The sequence below is a fragment of the Meiothermus luteus genome, assembly GCF_003574085.1.
Lineage (GTDB): Bacteria > Deinococcota > Deinococci > Deinococcales > Thermaceae > Meiothermus > Meiothermus luteus.
The window spans coordinates 19,748-36,285 of the sequence record NZ_QWKZ01000018.1 but is presented as its reverse complement, the minus strand read 5'-3'; the positions used below and the strand labels follow the sequence as shown (position 1 = coordinate 36,285).

Here is a 16,538-nt window from a genome sequence, read left to right as displayed (position 1 = left end):
TGGATGCAGTGGGGGCCCGGTTGACCAACCCCGTCACATTGGGGCCAATCAGGCCCCAGGCCAGGGCCGAGGGGCGCATGAAGGCCGTGCGGGAGTTTCCATCCCTCGATACCGAAAGAAGGGTGTTGATGCCAACAAGCTCCCCGTCCCCGTTGAAAGCGCCGCCCCCGGAGTTGCCGGGGCCGATCTGGGCGTCGTGCTTGATCCACTGCTTGCCCCCGCTTTCCATGTCTTCGCCGGTGAAACCACCCACCACCCCGGTAGACATCGTGATGGTATAGCCCCCGGTTGCCTTGAAACCGAACACATAGATGGGGTCGCCCACAATCAGCTTGTTGGAGTCGCCGATGGGAACCGCCGGAAAGGTGACGTTGCCGATGGGCTGCCCATCGGCAGTGCGGGTGATGCGCAGGATGGCCAGATCAAGGTTGGGGTCGGTCGCCACCACATCGGCCAGATAGCGGATCTCGGGCGGCTGATCCACAAAGCGGGTGGTGCCCACAAAAAGGCGTGGGGCAATGCGACGTTTCTCGAGGTCGCCGATCACGTGGTAGTTGGTCAGGATGAAGCCCTGAGGGCTAATGAGCGTGCCCGAACCTACGTCGTTGTTGCCGGTGGTGATGAGTACTGTGGCCGCAATAATGCGCTCACGCACGTCGCGCGGCAAGGTTTGGGCCAGGGCCATCCCTCCAACCCACAAGACCCATAAACACAGCAGGCTTACACGAATCAATCCTTTATACCCTTCCTTCATAACAACCCCCACGAGCCAAACGCACCGTCTACCGCGGCTCGATTCGGTAGAGGCCAATAGATACCGAGCAGGCCGAAGAGGAGGGAAGCGAGCAATTGACCATGTGCACCCTAAAGCTGTGGGTTGTGGGCTTGAGGACCAAAAAGTCGTAGTGTGCGGTGGGCTCTCCGCGATCCTGCTCTTGCCCTCTGTCGTCGTAGATGACTAGAGAGATACGGTCCCCGTCGTATTCGGAAACCGCGACCAAAAAAAGATTGCCGCTGCCAGACCGACCTATCTGTTTGTACGGGCTGTATCTTCCCGAGGGCGCTTCCGACAACCAAGCATCTACCAGTCGAGGGGCCACCTGGCGGCCCATCTCCCGGCTTAGAAGCGAGGCTAGATTCATCGAGACGGCAACATTGCGAGCGGCCATTGCCTCGGCATCCCGCCTTGGAATGGCCCCCGAGCCGCTTGCGGCGGGAACGCAGGATACCAGCGCCGTCAGGCTTAGCCCAATTGCCAGGGCTGTTGGTAGGAGTTTCATGATTCTTTTTCGCCTCCTTGGCTGGTATGGTAGACCAGGTGTTTGGAAAACCCTGTGAGAAATTGCCAAGGGCGTGTCAGAACTCCACCCCCAGCCCGGGCGGCCCCGCCCTCGAGGGGGAGCCGGAGGAGGGCCGCCCGCGTTTGCCAGGGGTGGTAGCGGAGGGTCCTCATGTCAAACACCCTCCGCTTAGGGGCCGCGGTCCAGGAGAACCACGCTAGCCGGGGAACCGACCCCGTCCGTGGTCACCAGAAGCACATAGCGGCCGTTTGCGGAGATGAATGGTCCCACGGGTGTAGACGGCTGTTGAACTTGTTCGAATCCATGCCAGAAGTGGTCCGGGGGCAACAAGGGCCGATAGAGAGCGGAAAGGGATACCAAGCCCCAGTCTTTCCGCCAGAGATAGAGGGGTGGACCGTGAACGGAGTAGTAAACCAACAAACTCCCTTCCTGGAAAGAAGCCCCTAAAGCCCTCGCCTCCCTGAGAAAGGGCTGCAGTCCGCCCCCTCGCGTCCAACGGTGAAGCCGAGCCAGAGCCAGGTTGGATGCCCACGAGTTGGATAGCCAGGCTTCATCCCCTAGATCGCTGGTGAAATACCTTACCCCGAAGAAGGCTTCTTGTCCCAGAAGCTCGATTTCCGAAGCGGATGGCCCATACCGCCTGCAGGGCTGACCGGTTTGCTCGCGAACGCCGAGGATGGAACCGTCGTTGGCCACCGCGCTGGCCAGGCAGTCCCGTGGGAACAGGGTCCAGGTCCCCTGGAGGAAATCGTAGCGGGCGGTCAGCGTTGAGTAATTAGCCGCGGGGTCCTTAACCCCGATGAACCCGGCAATGTAGCGGCCGTTCGGGGAGAAAGCCGTTTCCAGCCTAATGCAGTTGTCGTCGAGTTGCCAGGGTGAGGGCGGGCTGGGAAGGGGGAGCACCCGAACGCCCGTCCCCGGCTCCCACACTTTGATAAAACACGATTCGTATGGAACAATACGCTCCCACGCCACCCGGTTGCCGTCCGGGGAGAGGACAGGCGCACCAACGGTATAGCCACTCCCGCTCGCCGTAGGATCGTCCAGGACCACCGTTCCCCCACTCGGTGTCCAGTAATACACTTTCCCGTTCGGGAAGCCGGAGTAGTAGGCCACGGCCCCGTTGTCCCCTACACCTCCGAACTGTGCGAGTGTATCGTTGGTGACCGTGAGGAGCGAGACCGCTTGGGGCAAGGTGAAGAGGGCGATTTCCACGGTGGTGGGCTCTCCGGGTTTGCCGGGGATTAAGCTGTGGACGCTCGCCCCATCTCGCTGATAGTAGCCCACCTGCCCCTCCCACGGCACGGGTGTTAGGGGGTCGTTCTCGGGGCGTTGCCATCGCATGAGGACGGCGTTGCGCGGGGGAAGCCTTTGGGGGAATGTGACCCCTACCCATGTTGACGGGGATCCTTCGCCTTGGTAGAGGTAGTTCAGGGAGAAGCTAAAGACCCCGTAGGGCAAATCCGCCCTCGGGAAGCCGGTTTCCCTGTAGACGGGGCGCTGAGCGAAGCTCACCTGTTCTTCTGCCCCGACCATGTGAAGGTAAATCCTTATCAGCACCGGGCCCAGCGGGGTCTGCACCAGCGCGGTGCGTTCATCTTCATCGTAGAGGGCCACGGCCAAATGGTGAACGATTAGGCCGTTCCTCGCGTTGTCCTCGTCCAGGTATTCCCCGTCCACCAGCTCATAGGTGACGGTTTGCCCCTGAGGACTCAAGGTTTGCATGGGTATGCCTGCGCCACTCGCGAGAAGCGCCTGCCGGTCAAGGGGGCTTGGGAGGGACAGGGTAACCCTCAGGCCGCCCCCGACGGGCACGTTGGCTGTGAACGCTATCCCCCCAAAAGGCTGATCGGGGCCTACCGCACCAAAGCCCGTGGGGCGCTCGGTAAAGGTGCCTCCCTCGATGGAAATCCGCACCCGCCCGCCCGGGGTGTCCAGAAAGGCCACGGTATCCCCCCCCTGCGCCACCCCCAGGGCCACCGGGTCCTGCACCTGCCCGTTGGCCCGCCCATCGGCGTCCAGGGGCCCCCCGTCCTGCACCCCGAAGGTGGCGGTGCGCCCCTGGAGCTGGGCCCCCGGGATGGGGTTGCACGCGCCGTTCAGGCACTTGAGGAGGACCGCCCCCTGGGGGATGTCCTGGGGGAAGGTGAGGGTCACGGTGAGGGTCCCCCCGGCCTGGGGGAGGCGGGCGGTGAAGGCGACGCCCCCGTAGGGGGTTTGGTAGCCGCTGGCGTTCACCTGGACGGAAGAAGGCTGCTGGGTGAAGGTGCCCCCCTGGAGGGAGACCTGCACCTGGCCGCCTGGGGTGTCCACGGTGCCCGCTGTGCCGCCGTTGCTTCCTCCACCGCCGCCATTGCCACCACCCCCCTGCCCCCCGCAGGCCGCGAGGAGGAGGGCAAGACCCAAGAGCCAAAAGGGCCAAAGGTGTCTTCTCATGCTGCACCTCCCTTCCATCCTGGGGCAGCGGAGGTTACAAAAACCTTAACTCCAGGCATCCCCCACCGCTACTTGATGAGGGAGTTAAAGTCATCTAATACCTTCGTGTGCTACTTGATCTGGACTCCGAGATGTGAAAAAAGAGGGGGTGCTAATGCACTCAGATCGCGAGCACCCCCTCTACCATCTTGATGCAGAGACCCTCCTGACAGCTACCTATATCTGGGTAGATGACCAGCTCAAAGCGCTGAAGGCCCAAGGAATCCGCCTCCCCAAGAAACAAAAGCACCAGAAGGCTACCCTGGCGGAACTCCTGGCCCTCGCCATCTTTCTCCTGCTACAAGGCCAGGATCCCGCCAAAGGCTTCCTCTCCGCTAAAGCCACCCTCAAGGCCTACTTCCCCTCCCTCCCCCACCTCTCCCGCTGCTACCGCGTACTGCAGAAGGCCCAGGGGCTGCTGGCCCACCTCCTCCAGGTGGTCGACCTGAAGCCCCTCCCCCTGGCCCAAGGTCACCGCATGCATAGCCTGGATCTCCCTGAAGCCGCCGTGGGGGTGGGCCCTTTGGGGGCGCGGGTACGTACTGATGTCAGTGATGAACGAGCGAGGCCTCTTCTTCCGTTATGCCCTCCTTTCTGGGAACGCCCGGGAAACCTGGGGGAGGGAGCTGGTAGCCGACTGCCCGCGGTCCTGGGGGATCGGGGCTTCCGGTGGGTTCAGGGTATCCAGACGCCTCCCTACCGGCTTAGGGGAGGGAAGGTGGTGGAGACAGGGTGGAAGGATTGGATGGGGAAGGTGCGCAACTGGATCGAGACCCGGTTCAGTGTAATGGTGCGGTCATTGGGGTTGCACAGGATAGAAGCCCGCTCCTACTGGGGGCTGGTGGCTCGGGTCAACCTCATCCTTCTGGTGCATAACCTCATTCGCAGCCGGGTTCTCTTGAAGCGTAACAAGGGCGCTTGCTCGGGCAGCGGATGACCACAAAGGGGGGAGGGGAAGCGGGGTCTAGAACCGGCCTTGCCCCCACCAGGTAGATGTTCTCCTCCCTGTCCCGGGCAAGGGCAAAAGGCCGTACAGCCGCATCCAAAGCCGCAACTCCCTGGGAGAACACCCCCGCGAAAGCCGCCTCCGCCAAAACCTGCTGGCTTTGGGTGTGCACCACCGCCTTCGCCTGGGCCAGGTCCTGGAGAGGGGAAGCGGTGGGCTGGGTGCAGGCGGAAAGGACCAGCAGGAGGCCCGCCACCCACCGCGGCGGATGCTCCTCTCAGAGAGAGGAGCCGTGCGCCGGGCGCCTTTCATCTCTGCTTTCATCTCCACCTCCTGGAGCTTGGATGCTCCAGGACAGAGGGTAGTAAAGCCATCCTTAATCCGGTCTGAACGCCCGTGGGCCGCTGGGTTCCCAACACAAAAAGTGCGTTTATATACCTAAACGCACTTTTTGGTATAGTGGCCCCATGGGCGCTCTAGTTCCCCTGAGCACCTGGCAAAACCCCGCCAAGCGGCGCCTTGAGGCCATTCGAGCCGCGCACGAGCGCGACGAGGAAAAGCTGCTCGAGCTACACCATGCCTACCTGGTGCTCAAGGGCCGCAAACGGGCCCGGCTGAGCCCAAAAACCCTAGCCCTGTACCAGGTGGCCATCCGCGACTATCTGGCCTGGGCCTGGCCGCCCGGGGCCTGTGGGCCTAAGATAGAAATCTTGAAGGCCACCGGCGATGACCTTGACCGCTGGGTACACGACCTGGAAACCCAAGGCGGGCACCTCAACCCAAACCCCAGCCCCCTCAAACCCGGCAGCATCGCTACCTACCTGGCCGCGGTGCGTTCATTTTACCGGGCCCTAGCCTGGGCCAAAGCCGCCGAGCTGCCCCAGGCACGGGCCCCGCAGGACCCCACCCCAGCCCACGAACGCCGCCCAGCCCTGCCCTTGGAGCTTTACCAGAGGCTCCTGGCCCATCTAGCCCACGACGAGCCCCAGGCCCGCCGAGACCGGCTGGCGGTACGGCTCATGGGCGAAGCCGGACTGCGCATAAGTGAGGTTGTTAACTTGGAGCTACCGGAGGTGCACCTGGAGGAACGGCTGCTCGAGGTAACCGGAAAAGGCGGGAAGCGGCGCAGCGTTCCCATTTCCCGCTCGCTGGCCGAGGAGCTTTCGGCCTGGCTGCTAGTCCGCCGGGCCCACGCCCGCCCTGGCGATAAACACCTGCTCATCAACCTGGGAGAGCGCAAGGGCCATGGCCGGGGCATGACCGAGAAGACCTTGCGGGAGCGGCTCAATCGGCACTACCGCACCTTGGGTTTTCCCCCCCGCTACTACGGGGCCCACCTGCTCAGGCACACCGCGGGCACCCGCATCTACAGAAAGAGCCGGGACCTCCACGCCACCGCCAGGCTTTTGGGCCACGCCAACGTGAACACCAGCGCAATTTACGCCAAGATGGATATGGAAGGGCTTTTTTCCCTGGTGGACAGGCTCGAGGAAGAAAGCTGATAGACTCTAGGCAATGGTTACCCAGAAAAACTTGCTGATGTTTTTCCGGATCGTCACCCGGATAATTTTCAACCTGGCCCTGGTGGCCCTTTTGGTTGGGCTCCTGGTGAGCGTAGCCCGGACCCTGCTTGACCTTGGCCTGGCCTTCAGCCAGCCCACCGTGCGGCTGGGGCTAAAGGACCTGGTAACCAACATCCTCTCACTAGTGGTGGTGCTCGAGCTGGTTCGGGCCTTCGTGGACTACTTTGAGTACGAGCGCATCCGGGCTGAAATCCTGGTGGAGGTGGCGGTAGTCTTTGTGCTGCGGGAGATGATGCTGGGGCTTTTCTCCGGCGACATCCGTGGGGCAGACGTCCTGGTCTGGAGCGCGGGCATCCTGGCCCTAATTGGGGCCCGGGCCCTGGCCATCGCCTTTCCATACGGAAAGGAAAGAAAGCCCGCAGGTTGAGGAGGGCATACTGCCCGCCGACGCACCCCGCTCCTGGCTGGTACGATAGGCGGCAACGCTAAAGGAGGCCCCATGGAAATTTTCTTCCAGCTGTTCTGGCTCTTCTTCATCCTCTCCGCCCTGAGCCCCTACTTCAACCAGCAGATGCTGCTGGCCGCCCGCGCCCGACGGATCACCGACCTGGAGCGGAAGCGTAAAAGCCGGGTCATCACCCTTATCCATCGGCAAGAAGGCTTTTCCTTCCTGGGAATTCCCTTTGCCCGCTACATTGACATTGACGACTCAGAGCAGGTCCTGCGGGCCATACGGCTCACCGACAAGGAGATTCCCATTGACCTGGTGCTGCACACCCCGGGTGGGCTGGTGCTGGCCGCCGAGCAAATCGCCGAAGCCCTTCTAAAGCACCCTGCCAAGGTCACGGTCTTCATCCCCCACTACGCCATGTCCGGCGGCACCCTAATCGCCTTGGCCGCCGACGAAATTGTGATGGACGAAAATGCGGTGCTGGGGCCGGTTGACCCACAGCTTGGCCAGTACCCCGCCGCCTCCATCCTGAAGGTGCTCGAGCAAAAACCCATCGCTGAGATTGACGACCAGACCTTGATTATGGCCGATGTGGCCCGGAAGGCCCTGGCCCAGGTCAAGCGGACCGTAGCGGGACTGCTGCGCAAGCACTTTGACCAGGAGAAGAGTGAGGCCCTAGCGGAGCTTCTCTCCCAGGGCACCTGGACCCACGACTACCCCATCAGCGTAGAGGAGGCTCGTAGCCTGGGCCTACGGGTCTCCACCGAGATGCCCCTAGAGGTCTACGAGCTGATGGGCATGTACCCCCAACCGCGCGGGGGAAAACCCAGCGTCCAGTACGTGCCCATCCCCTATGGGCGGGAAGCCCCAGGCCGGCGGGGCTAGGCTCAGGCCAACGCCTCGGCCCGCCTGATGCTGTAGACCCGGCTTATCCCCCGGTCGGTGGTCACCCCGTAGAGGGCGTCGCAGGCCTCCATGGTGCGCTTCTGGTGGGTAACCAGAATGAACTGGGTCTGGGCCCCAAAGCGCCGCAGAAAGCCGCAAAAGCGCTGAAGGTTGGCCTCATCCAAAGGCGCGTCCACCTCGTCTAGCACGGCGATAGGAAGCCCATTCCCTTCCCCAATCTCCGCGAGTGCGAAAAGAAAGGCCAAAGCCCCCATGGTGCGCTCCCCCATGGACAGGAGGCCCAGGTTCACGGTGCGCTTACCGGCGGGTCTGAGCACCAGCTCGAGCCCCTGGGGGCCCTTTTCCAGGCCGACCTCGGCGTCCAGCAGGGCCTTGGCGTAGTGGGCGAAGCGCTCCTTAAAGCGGGCATAGACCCGCTCCAGCCGCCCCCGGTAGTCTGACTCAACCCGCCGAAGCTCCTCCTCTAGGCGCTTTGCGGCCGCTTCTGCCTCCTGCAGGGCCGCCTCGAGCCGGCCCACCTCCTCCTCCAGGTGGGCGTGTTCCTGCTCGGCCAGGTGGTTGACGGGGCCCAAGGAACCCAGGGCCGCCTCAACCTCGGCCAGGGCTCGAGCCAGGCTGCGGACCGACCCCGTCTCGGCCGGCCCCGGGGGCAGCGTGGCCAGCTCCTGACGCAGGGTTTCCGCAGCGGCCTCGCGGCGGGCCTGGGCCAGGTGGAGGGCCTCCAGCTCGGCCAGAAGCTGGTTGGCTCGAGCCAGAAGGCGCCGCCCCTCCTCGTCTAAGACGCGGTTTTGCTGCCGGGCCAGGTCCAGGCGCTCTTCCAAAGGCCTAAGCCGAAGCGCCTCACGGGCCCGCTGCAGGGCCTCTTTGCGCTCCAAGAGGGCCGAGCGCCGCTGGGACAGCTCCTCCTCCTCAGCCTGCAAAGCCGCAATGCGCTCCTCCACCTGTCGGGCTTCCTGCTGGGCCAGGCAGTAGCGTTCCTGTCCTTCCCGGTAGCGCTGCCAGCGCTGGTAGAGCTCCCGGGCCGCCGCAAGCTGGGCGGCCAGAAGCTCCTGCTCACGGCGGAGCCCCTCCAGGCGGTCTGGGTCAGGAGACTCCACCGGGGTGGGGGCCTGGGGGGGCGGGCCCTGGGCCAGCCGGGCCAGGCTAGAGCGGAGCGCCCCCAGCTCGGAGGCCCACCGGGCCTCTTGCTGCCGCAAGGCCGGCAGGCCAAGGCCATCCAGCTCAGCCTGGAGAGCTTCCAGGCGTCTTCCGATGGCCCTGGCCTCTTCCTCCAGGCGCTGGGCCTCTGAAAGGGCCTCCCGGTAGCGGCGCCGAAGCGCCAGCGCCTGCCCTCCCCGCTGCATCCGTCCTCCGGTGAGGGCCCCGCTGCTCTCCAAGAGCTCCCCTTCCAGGGTCACCAAGCGGGGATGCTGGGGGTAGCGGCGGGCCAAGGCCAGGGCCGCAGAGAGGCTCTCCATCACCAGGGTTTCCCCCAGAAGGACAGGCAGGGCCTCCGGGCAGGCCGGCAGGGCCACCAGCCGGCGGGCCTGGCCCACCACCCCGCTGTGGCCGCTGAGGTCTGGTCCCCCCCGCGGGGGCTTGAGCAGGCTTCGAGGGAGGAAGGTGGCCCGCCCCCCGTGCCGCTTGAGGTACTCAATGGCCGCCTGGGCAGCCCCCTCGTCCTCGGCCAGCACCCACTGCATCCGAGCGCCCAGGGCTACCTCCAGGGCCAGCTCGAGGCCCGCGGGTACCTGCAGCAAATCCGCCACCACCCCGATAATGCCGGGGATTCCCGCCGCGCGGGCCCGCTTAGGCCCCTCGGCCAGGTCGGCGCCCGAACGCAGCAGGTCCTCCAGGCGGCGGGCCTCGGAAAGGGCCCCTTGGGCCTCGCCCAAAAGCCGCCCTTGTTCCCGGCGGCCTTCCTCCAGCCTGGCCCGCAGCTCCCGCTCACGGGCCTGGATCTGGGAAATCCGGTCCCTTAGGGCCTCTAGTTCAGAGCGCAAGCGGGCCTCCTCAGCCTCCAGGGCCTCGCGCTGGGCCTGGGCCTCCTCGTAGACCTGCAGGCGGGCTTGATACCTGGCCTGGGCCTGAAGGTAGGCCTCGTAGGCCCGCCGCCGGACCCGAAGCCGCTCTTCCTCGGCGCGTATGCCTTGCTGAAGCTCCCTCAGGCGAAGCTCGGCCTCCTGCAGGGTGGAGGGGTTGGGCTCTGGCTCCTGGGGCGGGGATGGGGGTTCTAGCGAACGGAGCCTCTCAAGCCGCTCCCGCTGCTCCTGCCGCTCCCGCTGGAGCCGTCCCAAAAGCCGCTCCAACGAAGCCTGCTCCTGCTCTACCAGCCGCAGCTCCCCAGCCAGGGCCTCGGCCTGGCGCAGGGCCTCGGCGTAGGCGCTTTGGGCCCGTTCCAGCTCCTCTGAGGCCTCCTGTTTTAGGGTTTCTAGAGCCCGCAGCCGCAGCTCAATGCCCTGCCGCTCAGCCTCCAGGGCCTGTGCCCTCTCCCGGGAAGCCGCCGCCTCCTGCTCGGCCTCCCGCACCCGGGCCAGGAGGAGGCCGCGCTTTAGGGCCAGGGCGCGGGCGGCTAGGGCCTTGGCCTTTCGAGAGGCCTCGAGCTGGAGGGCCTTTTCGGCCAAGGTAGCCCTGCGCTCAGCCAGCTCCTTGGAGCGCTGGTCCAGCTCGAGGCCAGCCACCTCCAGCCGTTCCTGGGCCACCCGGCTGGCCTGGGCCACCGCCCGTAGCCCCGCGGCCTCCTCCAGATAACCGAGCAGAACCGCTGGCCCAGCCTGCAGGACCTGGCCCACCTCGCCTTGCCCCACGATGGCGTACCCGCTGCGGGAAAGGCCGGTGCCCATCAGGGCCTGCTCCACCTGGCGAAGGCTACTGCGCACCCCTCCCAGGCGCACCTCACCGCTTCCGTCCCTTTCCAGGCGGCGGCTCAGCACCACCCGGCGGCCGCCTCCACCCAGCTCCAGGGTCACCTCGGCAAAGCCCAGGGGAGCCCGCTCCTCTGAGCCGTGGAAGATCAGGGAAAGCGCTTCCTCCCCCCGAAGCTCCCGGGCCCGGGCCCCCACCGCCCAGCGCAGGGCCTCCACCAGGTTGCTCTTTCCCGAACCGTTGGGCCCCACAATTCCGTAGACGCCAGGCCCAAACTCCAGGCTGGTCCGCTCGCCAAACGACTTGAAGCCCTGAACAATCAGCCGCTCAATGCGCATGGGGGGTCTCCAGGCTAGGGGCGCTTGAAGGGGTCAAGGAGGGAGAGGTGCCCCAGGCTTTCCACCTCCTGTCCCCCCAGCAGGAACCTAACTTGCTGCACCTCCTTGAACTCCAGCAGGGTATTGGCAATGCCGTAGATGAGCAACGACTCGCCCGCGGCGCCGAAACCCAGGTTGGCGTAGGAGCGGGGCAGGTCCACGATGGCGGTGCCGTCGCGCAGGAAGACCGTAGGGGTGGGAGAGCCGGCCGGAACCAGGGGGGCGGCACCGGGGAGCTGCGGTCCTCTGGTCAGCTCCTCTAGGGCCCGCTCCAGGAGGTTTTCCCCTTCGGCCACCTGGACGGTGCGCTCCTCCACCACCAGGCTGTCTTGGGTATCCTTGGCAAAGTAAAGCCGGAGGGTGCGGGCGCCCGGCTCCTGGGGCTGTGGCCCCGAGGGAAGGTTTAGGGGCCTGAACTCCGAGGACTCCTGGGTGGCCCATAGGGCCAGCCCCCCCAGCAAAAGGACCAGAAGCCCTGCTAGGTTGGTCAGGGTCAGCCACTTTCTCATGGGCGGTTGCCTCCCAACCCCAAGTAGGAAAAGACCGCCTGGGCCAGCACCGCGGCGGCCTGATCCCGCCCTTGGGCCGTGCGGAGCTGCTCAAAGCCCACCTCCACCAAAACCGCCGCGCCCCCGGCCAGCGAGAGGACGTACATCGCGTCCTGGCTGACCTGAGCCACCACCCCTCGAGCCGCGAACCCCCCCGATATGGCCTGGGCCAGGCGGGCCGATGCGCCGGGGGGGGCCACGTAGCGCTCCAGCAGCTCCCGCTGGCCGCCGGAGGTGCGGGCTAAAAGCTCACGGCCCCGCTCCAGAAGGCGCAGGGTCTGAATCTCGGGGTGGGTGTAGACCGTGGTCTGCCGCCCCGCAGCGGCGTGCAGGCTCAGGAAGACCTGGGCGGTGGAGGCGTACTGGGCGCGGGCCAGCAAGGGAACCTCGCGGTCGGCCTCCCGAGTCAGGGCGACCTCCAAGCCGCGGGCCTGCAGAAGCCTCCTCAGGCGCAGGGCAAGGCTCAGGGTCAGGTCCTTCTCCCGCAGCTCGCCCACCCTCACCCCGGCGTCGCTCCCGCCATGGCCCGCGTCCACCACCACTCGAGCCGCCCGCCGACCCTCCCCCCTCTCCACCACCACCTGGCGTGGCAGGAAGAAGAGCCGCAGGGGCCCGTCCCCTTGGGGGAGGTAGACCTCGCTGCCCCACTCCTCCTGGCTAAAGCTCACAGGGGCCCCTGGAGGGGCATCGGGGACCTCCTGGACCCCAATTAGGGCCACCCGCGGGGGGCTTCCCGGGAGGAGCCGGGCCTGTACCTCCCGGTCAAAGCGCAGGATGTAGCGCTCCACCCCCTCCAACGCGGCCCGCTCTACGCTGAGCAGCCGGGCCGGGCGCAGGGCCAGCACCGAGGCGCCGTAGTCGGTGCGGTAGTAGAGGTCAAGCCGACGGGCCAGCTCCTGCACCGGAACCCATAGCCCGCCCTGGTAGCGGTAGGCCACCGCCGAACGGGCCGCCTCGGCCTCCTGGGCGGTAACCTCAAAGGCCGCCACCCGGCTTCCTAGGCTCAGGTAAAGCCGATCCGGCGTCTCCAGGTACCCAAGCCCCAGGGCATCCGCGATTCGGCGGGCCTGGCCATAGGCCTCCGCACCTCCCGGGCGGATGACCTGGGCCTCCTGGGCCCCCACCCGGAGGAGGTTTTCGTACTGGGCCGAGCCGAGCCCGAGAACAAACAATGCGAGAACAAGGGCGCGCCGCATCCAAACACCGCCTCAGTTTTACTGGGGAAGGGGACCGAGCGCAAGGGCAGGGCCTCACAAAAACCCTGCCCGGTGGCCTTCAGCACCTACCAAAGCGGTTTCTCTAGGCTAAGCCGCAGCAGGCCCCGCTGGACCACCACCAGCTCGGCGGGCCCTGGGAGGGCCAGGCCGCGGGGGTTCTCCAGGGGCACCTCGAGCACCAGCTTTTTGGGCAGGGGCCGTACCTGGGGGCGCAGCTCGAGGCCCGCTTCGGGGGTGTCCCACTCGGTAAAGGCCAGGTCATCGGCCTGGTTCAGGTCTACGCTGTAGATGCGGCTTTTGGCGCCGTCGTGCTCGTGAACCAGCAGGAGCCTGGGCTTGGGCCAGGCCAGGCCCACCACCTGGCTGCTAGGGGCATCCAGGAAGTAGGCGTACTCGGCAAAAAGCCCGTCGGGGTTCAGGCTCAAAAGCACCAGCCGCAATACCGGCGACCGGGCGGCCCGATCGCAGTCCGGGAGGCACAGGGGCTTGCCGTTGATAAGGGCCAGATAGTTGCGGCTCTCGTCCAGGGCCACCCCACCCAGCGCCCCTGGCACAGCCCCAGCCGCAAAGACCGGAGGCAGGGCTTCCTTGGCCTGGCTTTGACCGATAGGCCCGTAGAGCCGGGTTTTTTGGGTCTTGGGGTCCAGGTACAAAAGCCCCTGGCCACCCTCGAGCCAGGCCCAGCCCTCGCTGGCCGCCATCACCGCCCTATCTACCGGGAAAAAGGCTTCCAGGCTGGGCGCCTCGGCCAGCCGAAGCAGGGCGATGGCCCGCTGGCCCTGGTGCTGGAGAGTGGCCCAGACCTGCCCGGCCTTATGGGCCTGGCCCAGGTGGGTCAGGCTCTGCTCGAGGGGGGCCTCGGCCCAGCCCTCCGGCAGCGGCACCCGGCTGATCTGACCCAGCGCCGCACCCTCCGGTGGGGCCACGTTCTGTGAACCATCCACCTTGACCACCGGTTCTTGGGTGGGCCGGGCCAGCGGGGGCGCTATAGGTATCTCAGGTGCAGCCTGAGGCGCGCCCTTGGGACCGGGGATTAGCTGGGCGATGCGCCACAGGGCCCGGGCCATCTGGTAGCGGTTGACCGGCTCTGCGCCGCGGAAGCGGCCGTCTGAACCCAGCGGCAGCACCTCCAGGGCGACCATCCGCAGCACCGCCGCCTCCGCCCAGTGCCCCCCGGGTAGGTCTTCAGGGCGCAGCACCTTGGCCGGCGTCCCGATGCCCAGGTTTTGCGTGAGCCTGTCCAGCACAAGGGCGAGCTGGTAGCGGGTCAGCCCCGCTCCGCCCCGGTAGGTTCCATCGGGGAATCCTTCTACCAGGCCCTCCCCCACCATCCGGCGGATGCCCGGCAGAGCCCAGTGATCGGGCTTGACATCCTTGAAGCGAACCTCGGCCTCGCGCACCGGCAAGGGGCTCTCGGCCAAAACTCGAGCCAGGGTGGTGGCAAGCTGATAGCGGTCAAGGGTCACCTCGCCGCGGAACTGGCCCCCGGGGTAGCCCTGCAGCCAACCCCGGGCCACCACTTCCGCAACGGCCTGGGCCGCCCAGTGGTCCTTGGGGACGTCGCTTGGGAGGGCTTGGGCCGTGGTGGTCGCGACCAGGAGGGCGTGGATAAGAATTCTCATCCTCATCGTCCGAATGATAGCCATTTGTGGGGCCTCTCCCGGTGGGATTTCACCCTTCTGGCGTTACATGTACCCCAGTCCAGCTTTGGCGGCCGGGTCAGCGGCCGGCCCCGCGCTTGATTTGCTAAAGTAGTGCCAAGCTGGTGCAGCGGGCCTCGCTTATGGTCATACCCTACCCTGCCGTTTTAGTCCTTTCGCTGGCAGCCATGGTGGCGGTCTACAGCCTGGGTATGGCCGGCGTCTACGCCCTGCCCTGGATGATGTTCTTCACCGCCATCACCGCCAGCGTCTACGGGCCGGGTCCTGGGTTCCTAGCAGCAGCGGCCTCGGTGGCCGGGCTGCACTTTTTTCGCTCGAGCCTCCAGGACTACCTGGTCATGGGCTTCATCCTCTTTCTCTCGGCCCACCTGGCCCACCTGGTGGGGGAAAGCCTGCGCCGGGCCCACCGCCGGGCCAAGCAACTGGCCCAGATTCAGGAGGTCTTTTTGCAGGGCCTGGAGGTGGTGCCGCGCTTCTTTGAGCGCCACCAGCTCCTACGCGAGCTGCCCCGGCTGCTCTCGCGGCTGCTTCGGAACAGCCAGCTTCATATCTGGGTGTACAGCGGTGCCGATCGGCTTGAGCCGCTGGAGGAGGGTCCAAAGGCCCCGAGCGAGTTGGCCCAGCGGGCCCTGCGGGAGCGCCGCCCGGTATGGCACGAGCCCACGAGGATCGCCTGGCTTCCCGGCGGGGGCAGGCCCTACGAGCTAGCGCTACCCATTTTGGCGCGGGAGGAGCCGGTGGCGGTCTTGCAGATTGTCCGGAGCGAGGCCTGGCGGCCCGAAGAGCTGGAGCTCTTCGCCCGGCTGGCCCAGACCATCGGGCGGCAGCTCGAGCACCTGCACGACCTCGAGCTGCGCCGGCTTTTGCTCCAAGTGGCCGACCGGCTGGCCGCCGCGCACGACAAGCGTGAGGTGGCCCAAGCGGCCCTGCAAAGCCTGATGCCCGCTTTGGGGATGGAGGGCGGGGTGGTCTTTCAGCACCGCCGGGGGATGCTGCAGGGGGTGGCTTGGGAGATCCCCCAAGACCTGCGCCCCACCCTGGCCCCTCTGGCCCGCCGGCTTGCCCGCCCGCGGGGCCTGGCCTGGCAGGCCTACCACAGCGGCATGCCCTTCTTCACCGAGGACTACGGCGCCCACCCCGAGGCCCTGCCGGAGCTCAAACAGCTCGGCTTTGAGACCCTGGTAGCCTACCCGGTCCACACCCGCGACGCCACAAAGGGTCGGGTGGTGCTGGTGCTGGGGCACCGCGGCCGACTGGCCTGGACGCGGAGCCGTAAGGAGATTCTGCTGGGGGTGGAACGGATTTTTAGCTCGGCTTTGGAGCGGGCTTTGCAAGATGAGCTGCACCAACGAATTAACCGGCTGCTCACCGAGGCCTGGTCGTACCCTTCGCAGGAGGTCTACCAGCGCATCCTCGAGGCCGCGGTGGAGCTGGTCCCCGGTAGCGAGACGGGGAGCCTTTGGATATGGGAGGAGGAGGCCTACGCTTGCCGCGCGGCGATAGGCGAGGTCTGGGACTGCGAGGCGCGGCAGGGTGAGGGAGATATGCTCGAGTGGTACGCCGAGGGTTCGACCCGGGCCCTGGAGGGGGCGCCCCGCATCCGCGCTGAGGACAGCGGCCAGGCAGGCTTTGCGGCTAACCTCTGCCTGCCGGTAGCTCACCAAGGCCGGGTGCTGGCCTACCTCAACCTGGACAGCCAGGACCCCCAGGCCTTCGCTGAGGACTCCTTGGCCGCTGCCCGGCTGTTTGCCACCCCCATCGCTACACTAGTCCACGAGCTGCAAAGCCGCGCAGCCTTGGAAAAAGCCGCCCTGACCGACGGGCTTACCGGGCTGTACAACCGCCGGGCCTTCGACCTCAGGCTCAAGGAGGAGGTGGAGCGGGCCCGCCGCTACCGCTATCCCATCTCCCTTCTGGTCATTGACCTCAAAAACTTCAAGCCCATCAACGATCAACTCGGCCACGCTGCTGGTGACCGGGCCCTGCGGGAGGTGGCCCGGGTACTTTTGCAGAAGGGGCGGGCTGGGGACATGGTCTTCCGCTGGGGGGGAGACGAGTTCGCGGTGCTGCTGCCTCAGACCGATGCCGAGGGGGCCTTGGCGGTCGGGCAGCGGCTGCTCGCGGCCATTGCCCAGGTCTGTTTAGAGGGTATCTGCCTCTCGGCCAACCTGGGGCAGGCTACCTTCCCCCAGGAGGCCCAGGACGCCGAAGGACTGCTGCGCCTGGCCGACGACCGGATGTACGCGGACAAGCGGGCGTCCACCTAGCCTCCTAACTGGAGCCCCGGCT

General features: G+C 66.3%; 11 protein-coding genes and 1 pseudogene. 5 read left to right on the top strand and 7 right to left on the bottom strand.

What is annotated here, in order from left to right; genetic code table 11:
- Both Mlute_RS04295 and Mlute_RS15575 read right to left on the bottom strand, forming a co-directional pair.
- Window positions 1-685: S1C family serine protease (locus tag Mlute_RS04295; RefSeq protein ID WP_182482472.1), on the bottom strand; the 685-nt coding region annotated here is incomplete at its 3' end.
- Window positions 686-1,469: 784 nt separating this feature from the next.
- A complete protein-coding gene (locus Mlute_RS15575; protein ID WP_182482471.1) occupies window positions 1,470-3,737 on the bottom strand; it encodes a choice-of-anchor U domain-containing protein in 2,268 nt (755 codons plus the stop codon).
- A gap of 154 nt (window positions 3,738-3,891) precedes the next feature.
- Between Mlute_RS15575 and Mlute_RS16535 the strand changes: the two are divergent.
- A pseudogene (locus Mlute_RS16535) lies at window positions 3,892-4,713 on the top strand (transposase).
- Here the strand turns inward: Mlute_RS16535 and Mlute_RS04270 are convergent.
- The gene (locus Mlute_RS04270; RefSeq protein ID WP_119359514.1) at window positions 4,655-4,978 is read right to left on the bottom strand and encodes a hypothetical protein; all 324 of its coding nucleotides are present in this window, start codon (window positions 4,976-4,978) and stop codon (window positions 4,655-4,657) included. The pseudogene Mlute_RS16535 and the gene Mlute_RS04270 overlap by 59 nt on opposite strands.
- A 211-nt stretch (window positions 4,979-5,189) precedes the next feature.
- Here Mlute_RS04270 and Mlute_RS04265 point away from each other — a divergent pair, with 211 nt between their 5' ends.
- The 3 genes from Mlute_RS04265 to Mlute_RS04255 all read left to right on the top strand — a co-directional run bounded on the left by Mlute_RS04265 (window position 5,190) and on the right by Mlute_RS04255 (window position 7,581).
- Window positions 5,190-6,224, top strand: a complete 1,035-nt coding sequence (locus Mlute_RS04265) for a tyrosine-type recombinase/integrase (RefSeq protein WP_119359513.1) — start codon at window positions 5,190-5,192, stop codon at window positions 6,222-6,224.
- A 13-nt stretch (window positions 6,225-6,237) separates the two neighbouring features.
- A complete protein-coding gene (locus Mlute_RS04260; RefSeq protein WP_119359512.1) occupies window positions 6,238-6,672 on the top strand; it encodes a phosphate-starvation-inducible PsiE family protein in 435 nt (144 codons plus the stop codon).
- Between the two features lie 72 nt (window positions 6,673-6,744).
- Complete coding sequence (locus tag Mlute_RS04255; RefSeq protein ID WP_119359511.1) at window positions 6,745-7,581, top strand: SDH family Clp fold serine proteinase; 837 nt, start codon at window positions 6,745-6,747, stop codon at window positions 7,579-7,581.
- Window positions 7,582-7,583: 2 nt separating this feature from the next.
- Here the strand turns inward: Mlute_RS04255 and Mlute_RS04250 are convergent, their stop codons facing one another.
- The 4 genes from Mlute_RS04250 to Mlute_RS16410 form a co-directional block, all read right to left on the bottom strand.
- Entirely contained in the window at window positions 7,584-10,784 is a 3,201-nt protein-coding gene (locus Mlute_RS04250) for an AAA family ATPase (protein WP_119359510.1), read from the bottom strand.
- Between the two features lie 14 nt (window positions 10,785-10,798).
- Window positions 10,799-11,332 carry a GerMN domain-containing protein gene (locus tag Mlute_RS04245; RefSeq protein WP_119359509.1) on the bottom strand — a complete coding sequence of 178 codons (534 nt, stop codon included), beginning with the start codon at window positions 11,330-11,332 and terminating at the stop codon, window positions 10,799-10,801.
- Complete coding sequence (locus tag Mlute_RS04240) at window positions 11,329-12,567, bottom strand: N-acetylmuramoyl-L-alanine amidase (RefSeq protein ID WP_119359508.1); 1,239 nt, start codon at window positions 12,565-12,567, stop codon at window positions 11,329-11,331. The genes Mlute_RS04245 and Mlute_RS04240 overlap by 4 nt, the downstream gene beginning before the upstream one ends.
- A gap of 86 nt (window positions 12,568-12,653) precedes the next feature.
- Window positions 12,654-14,216, bottom strand: a complete 1,563-nt coding sequence (locus tag Mlute_RS16410) for an S-layer homology domain-containing protein (RefSeq protein WP_281270829.1) — start codon at window positions 14,214-14,216, stop codon at window positions 12,654-12,656.
- Window positions 14,217-14,353: 137 nt separating this feature from the next.
- Here Mlute_RS16410 and Mlute_RS04230 point away from each other — a divergent pair, with 137 nt between their 5' ends.
- On the top strand, window positions 14,354-16,516 hold the full coding sequence (locus Mlute_RS04230) for a diguanylate cyclase (protein ID WP_245958841.1): 2,163 nt from the start codon (window positions 14,354-14,356) through the stop codon (window positions 16,514-16,516).
- Window positions 16,517-16,538 lie beyond the last annotated feature (22 nt).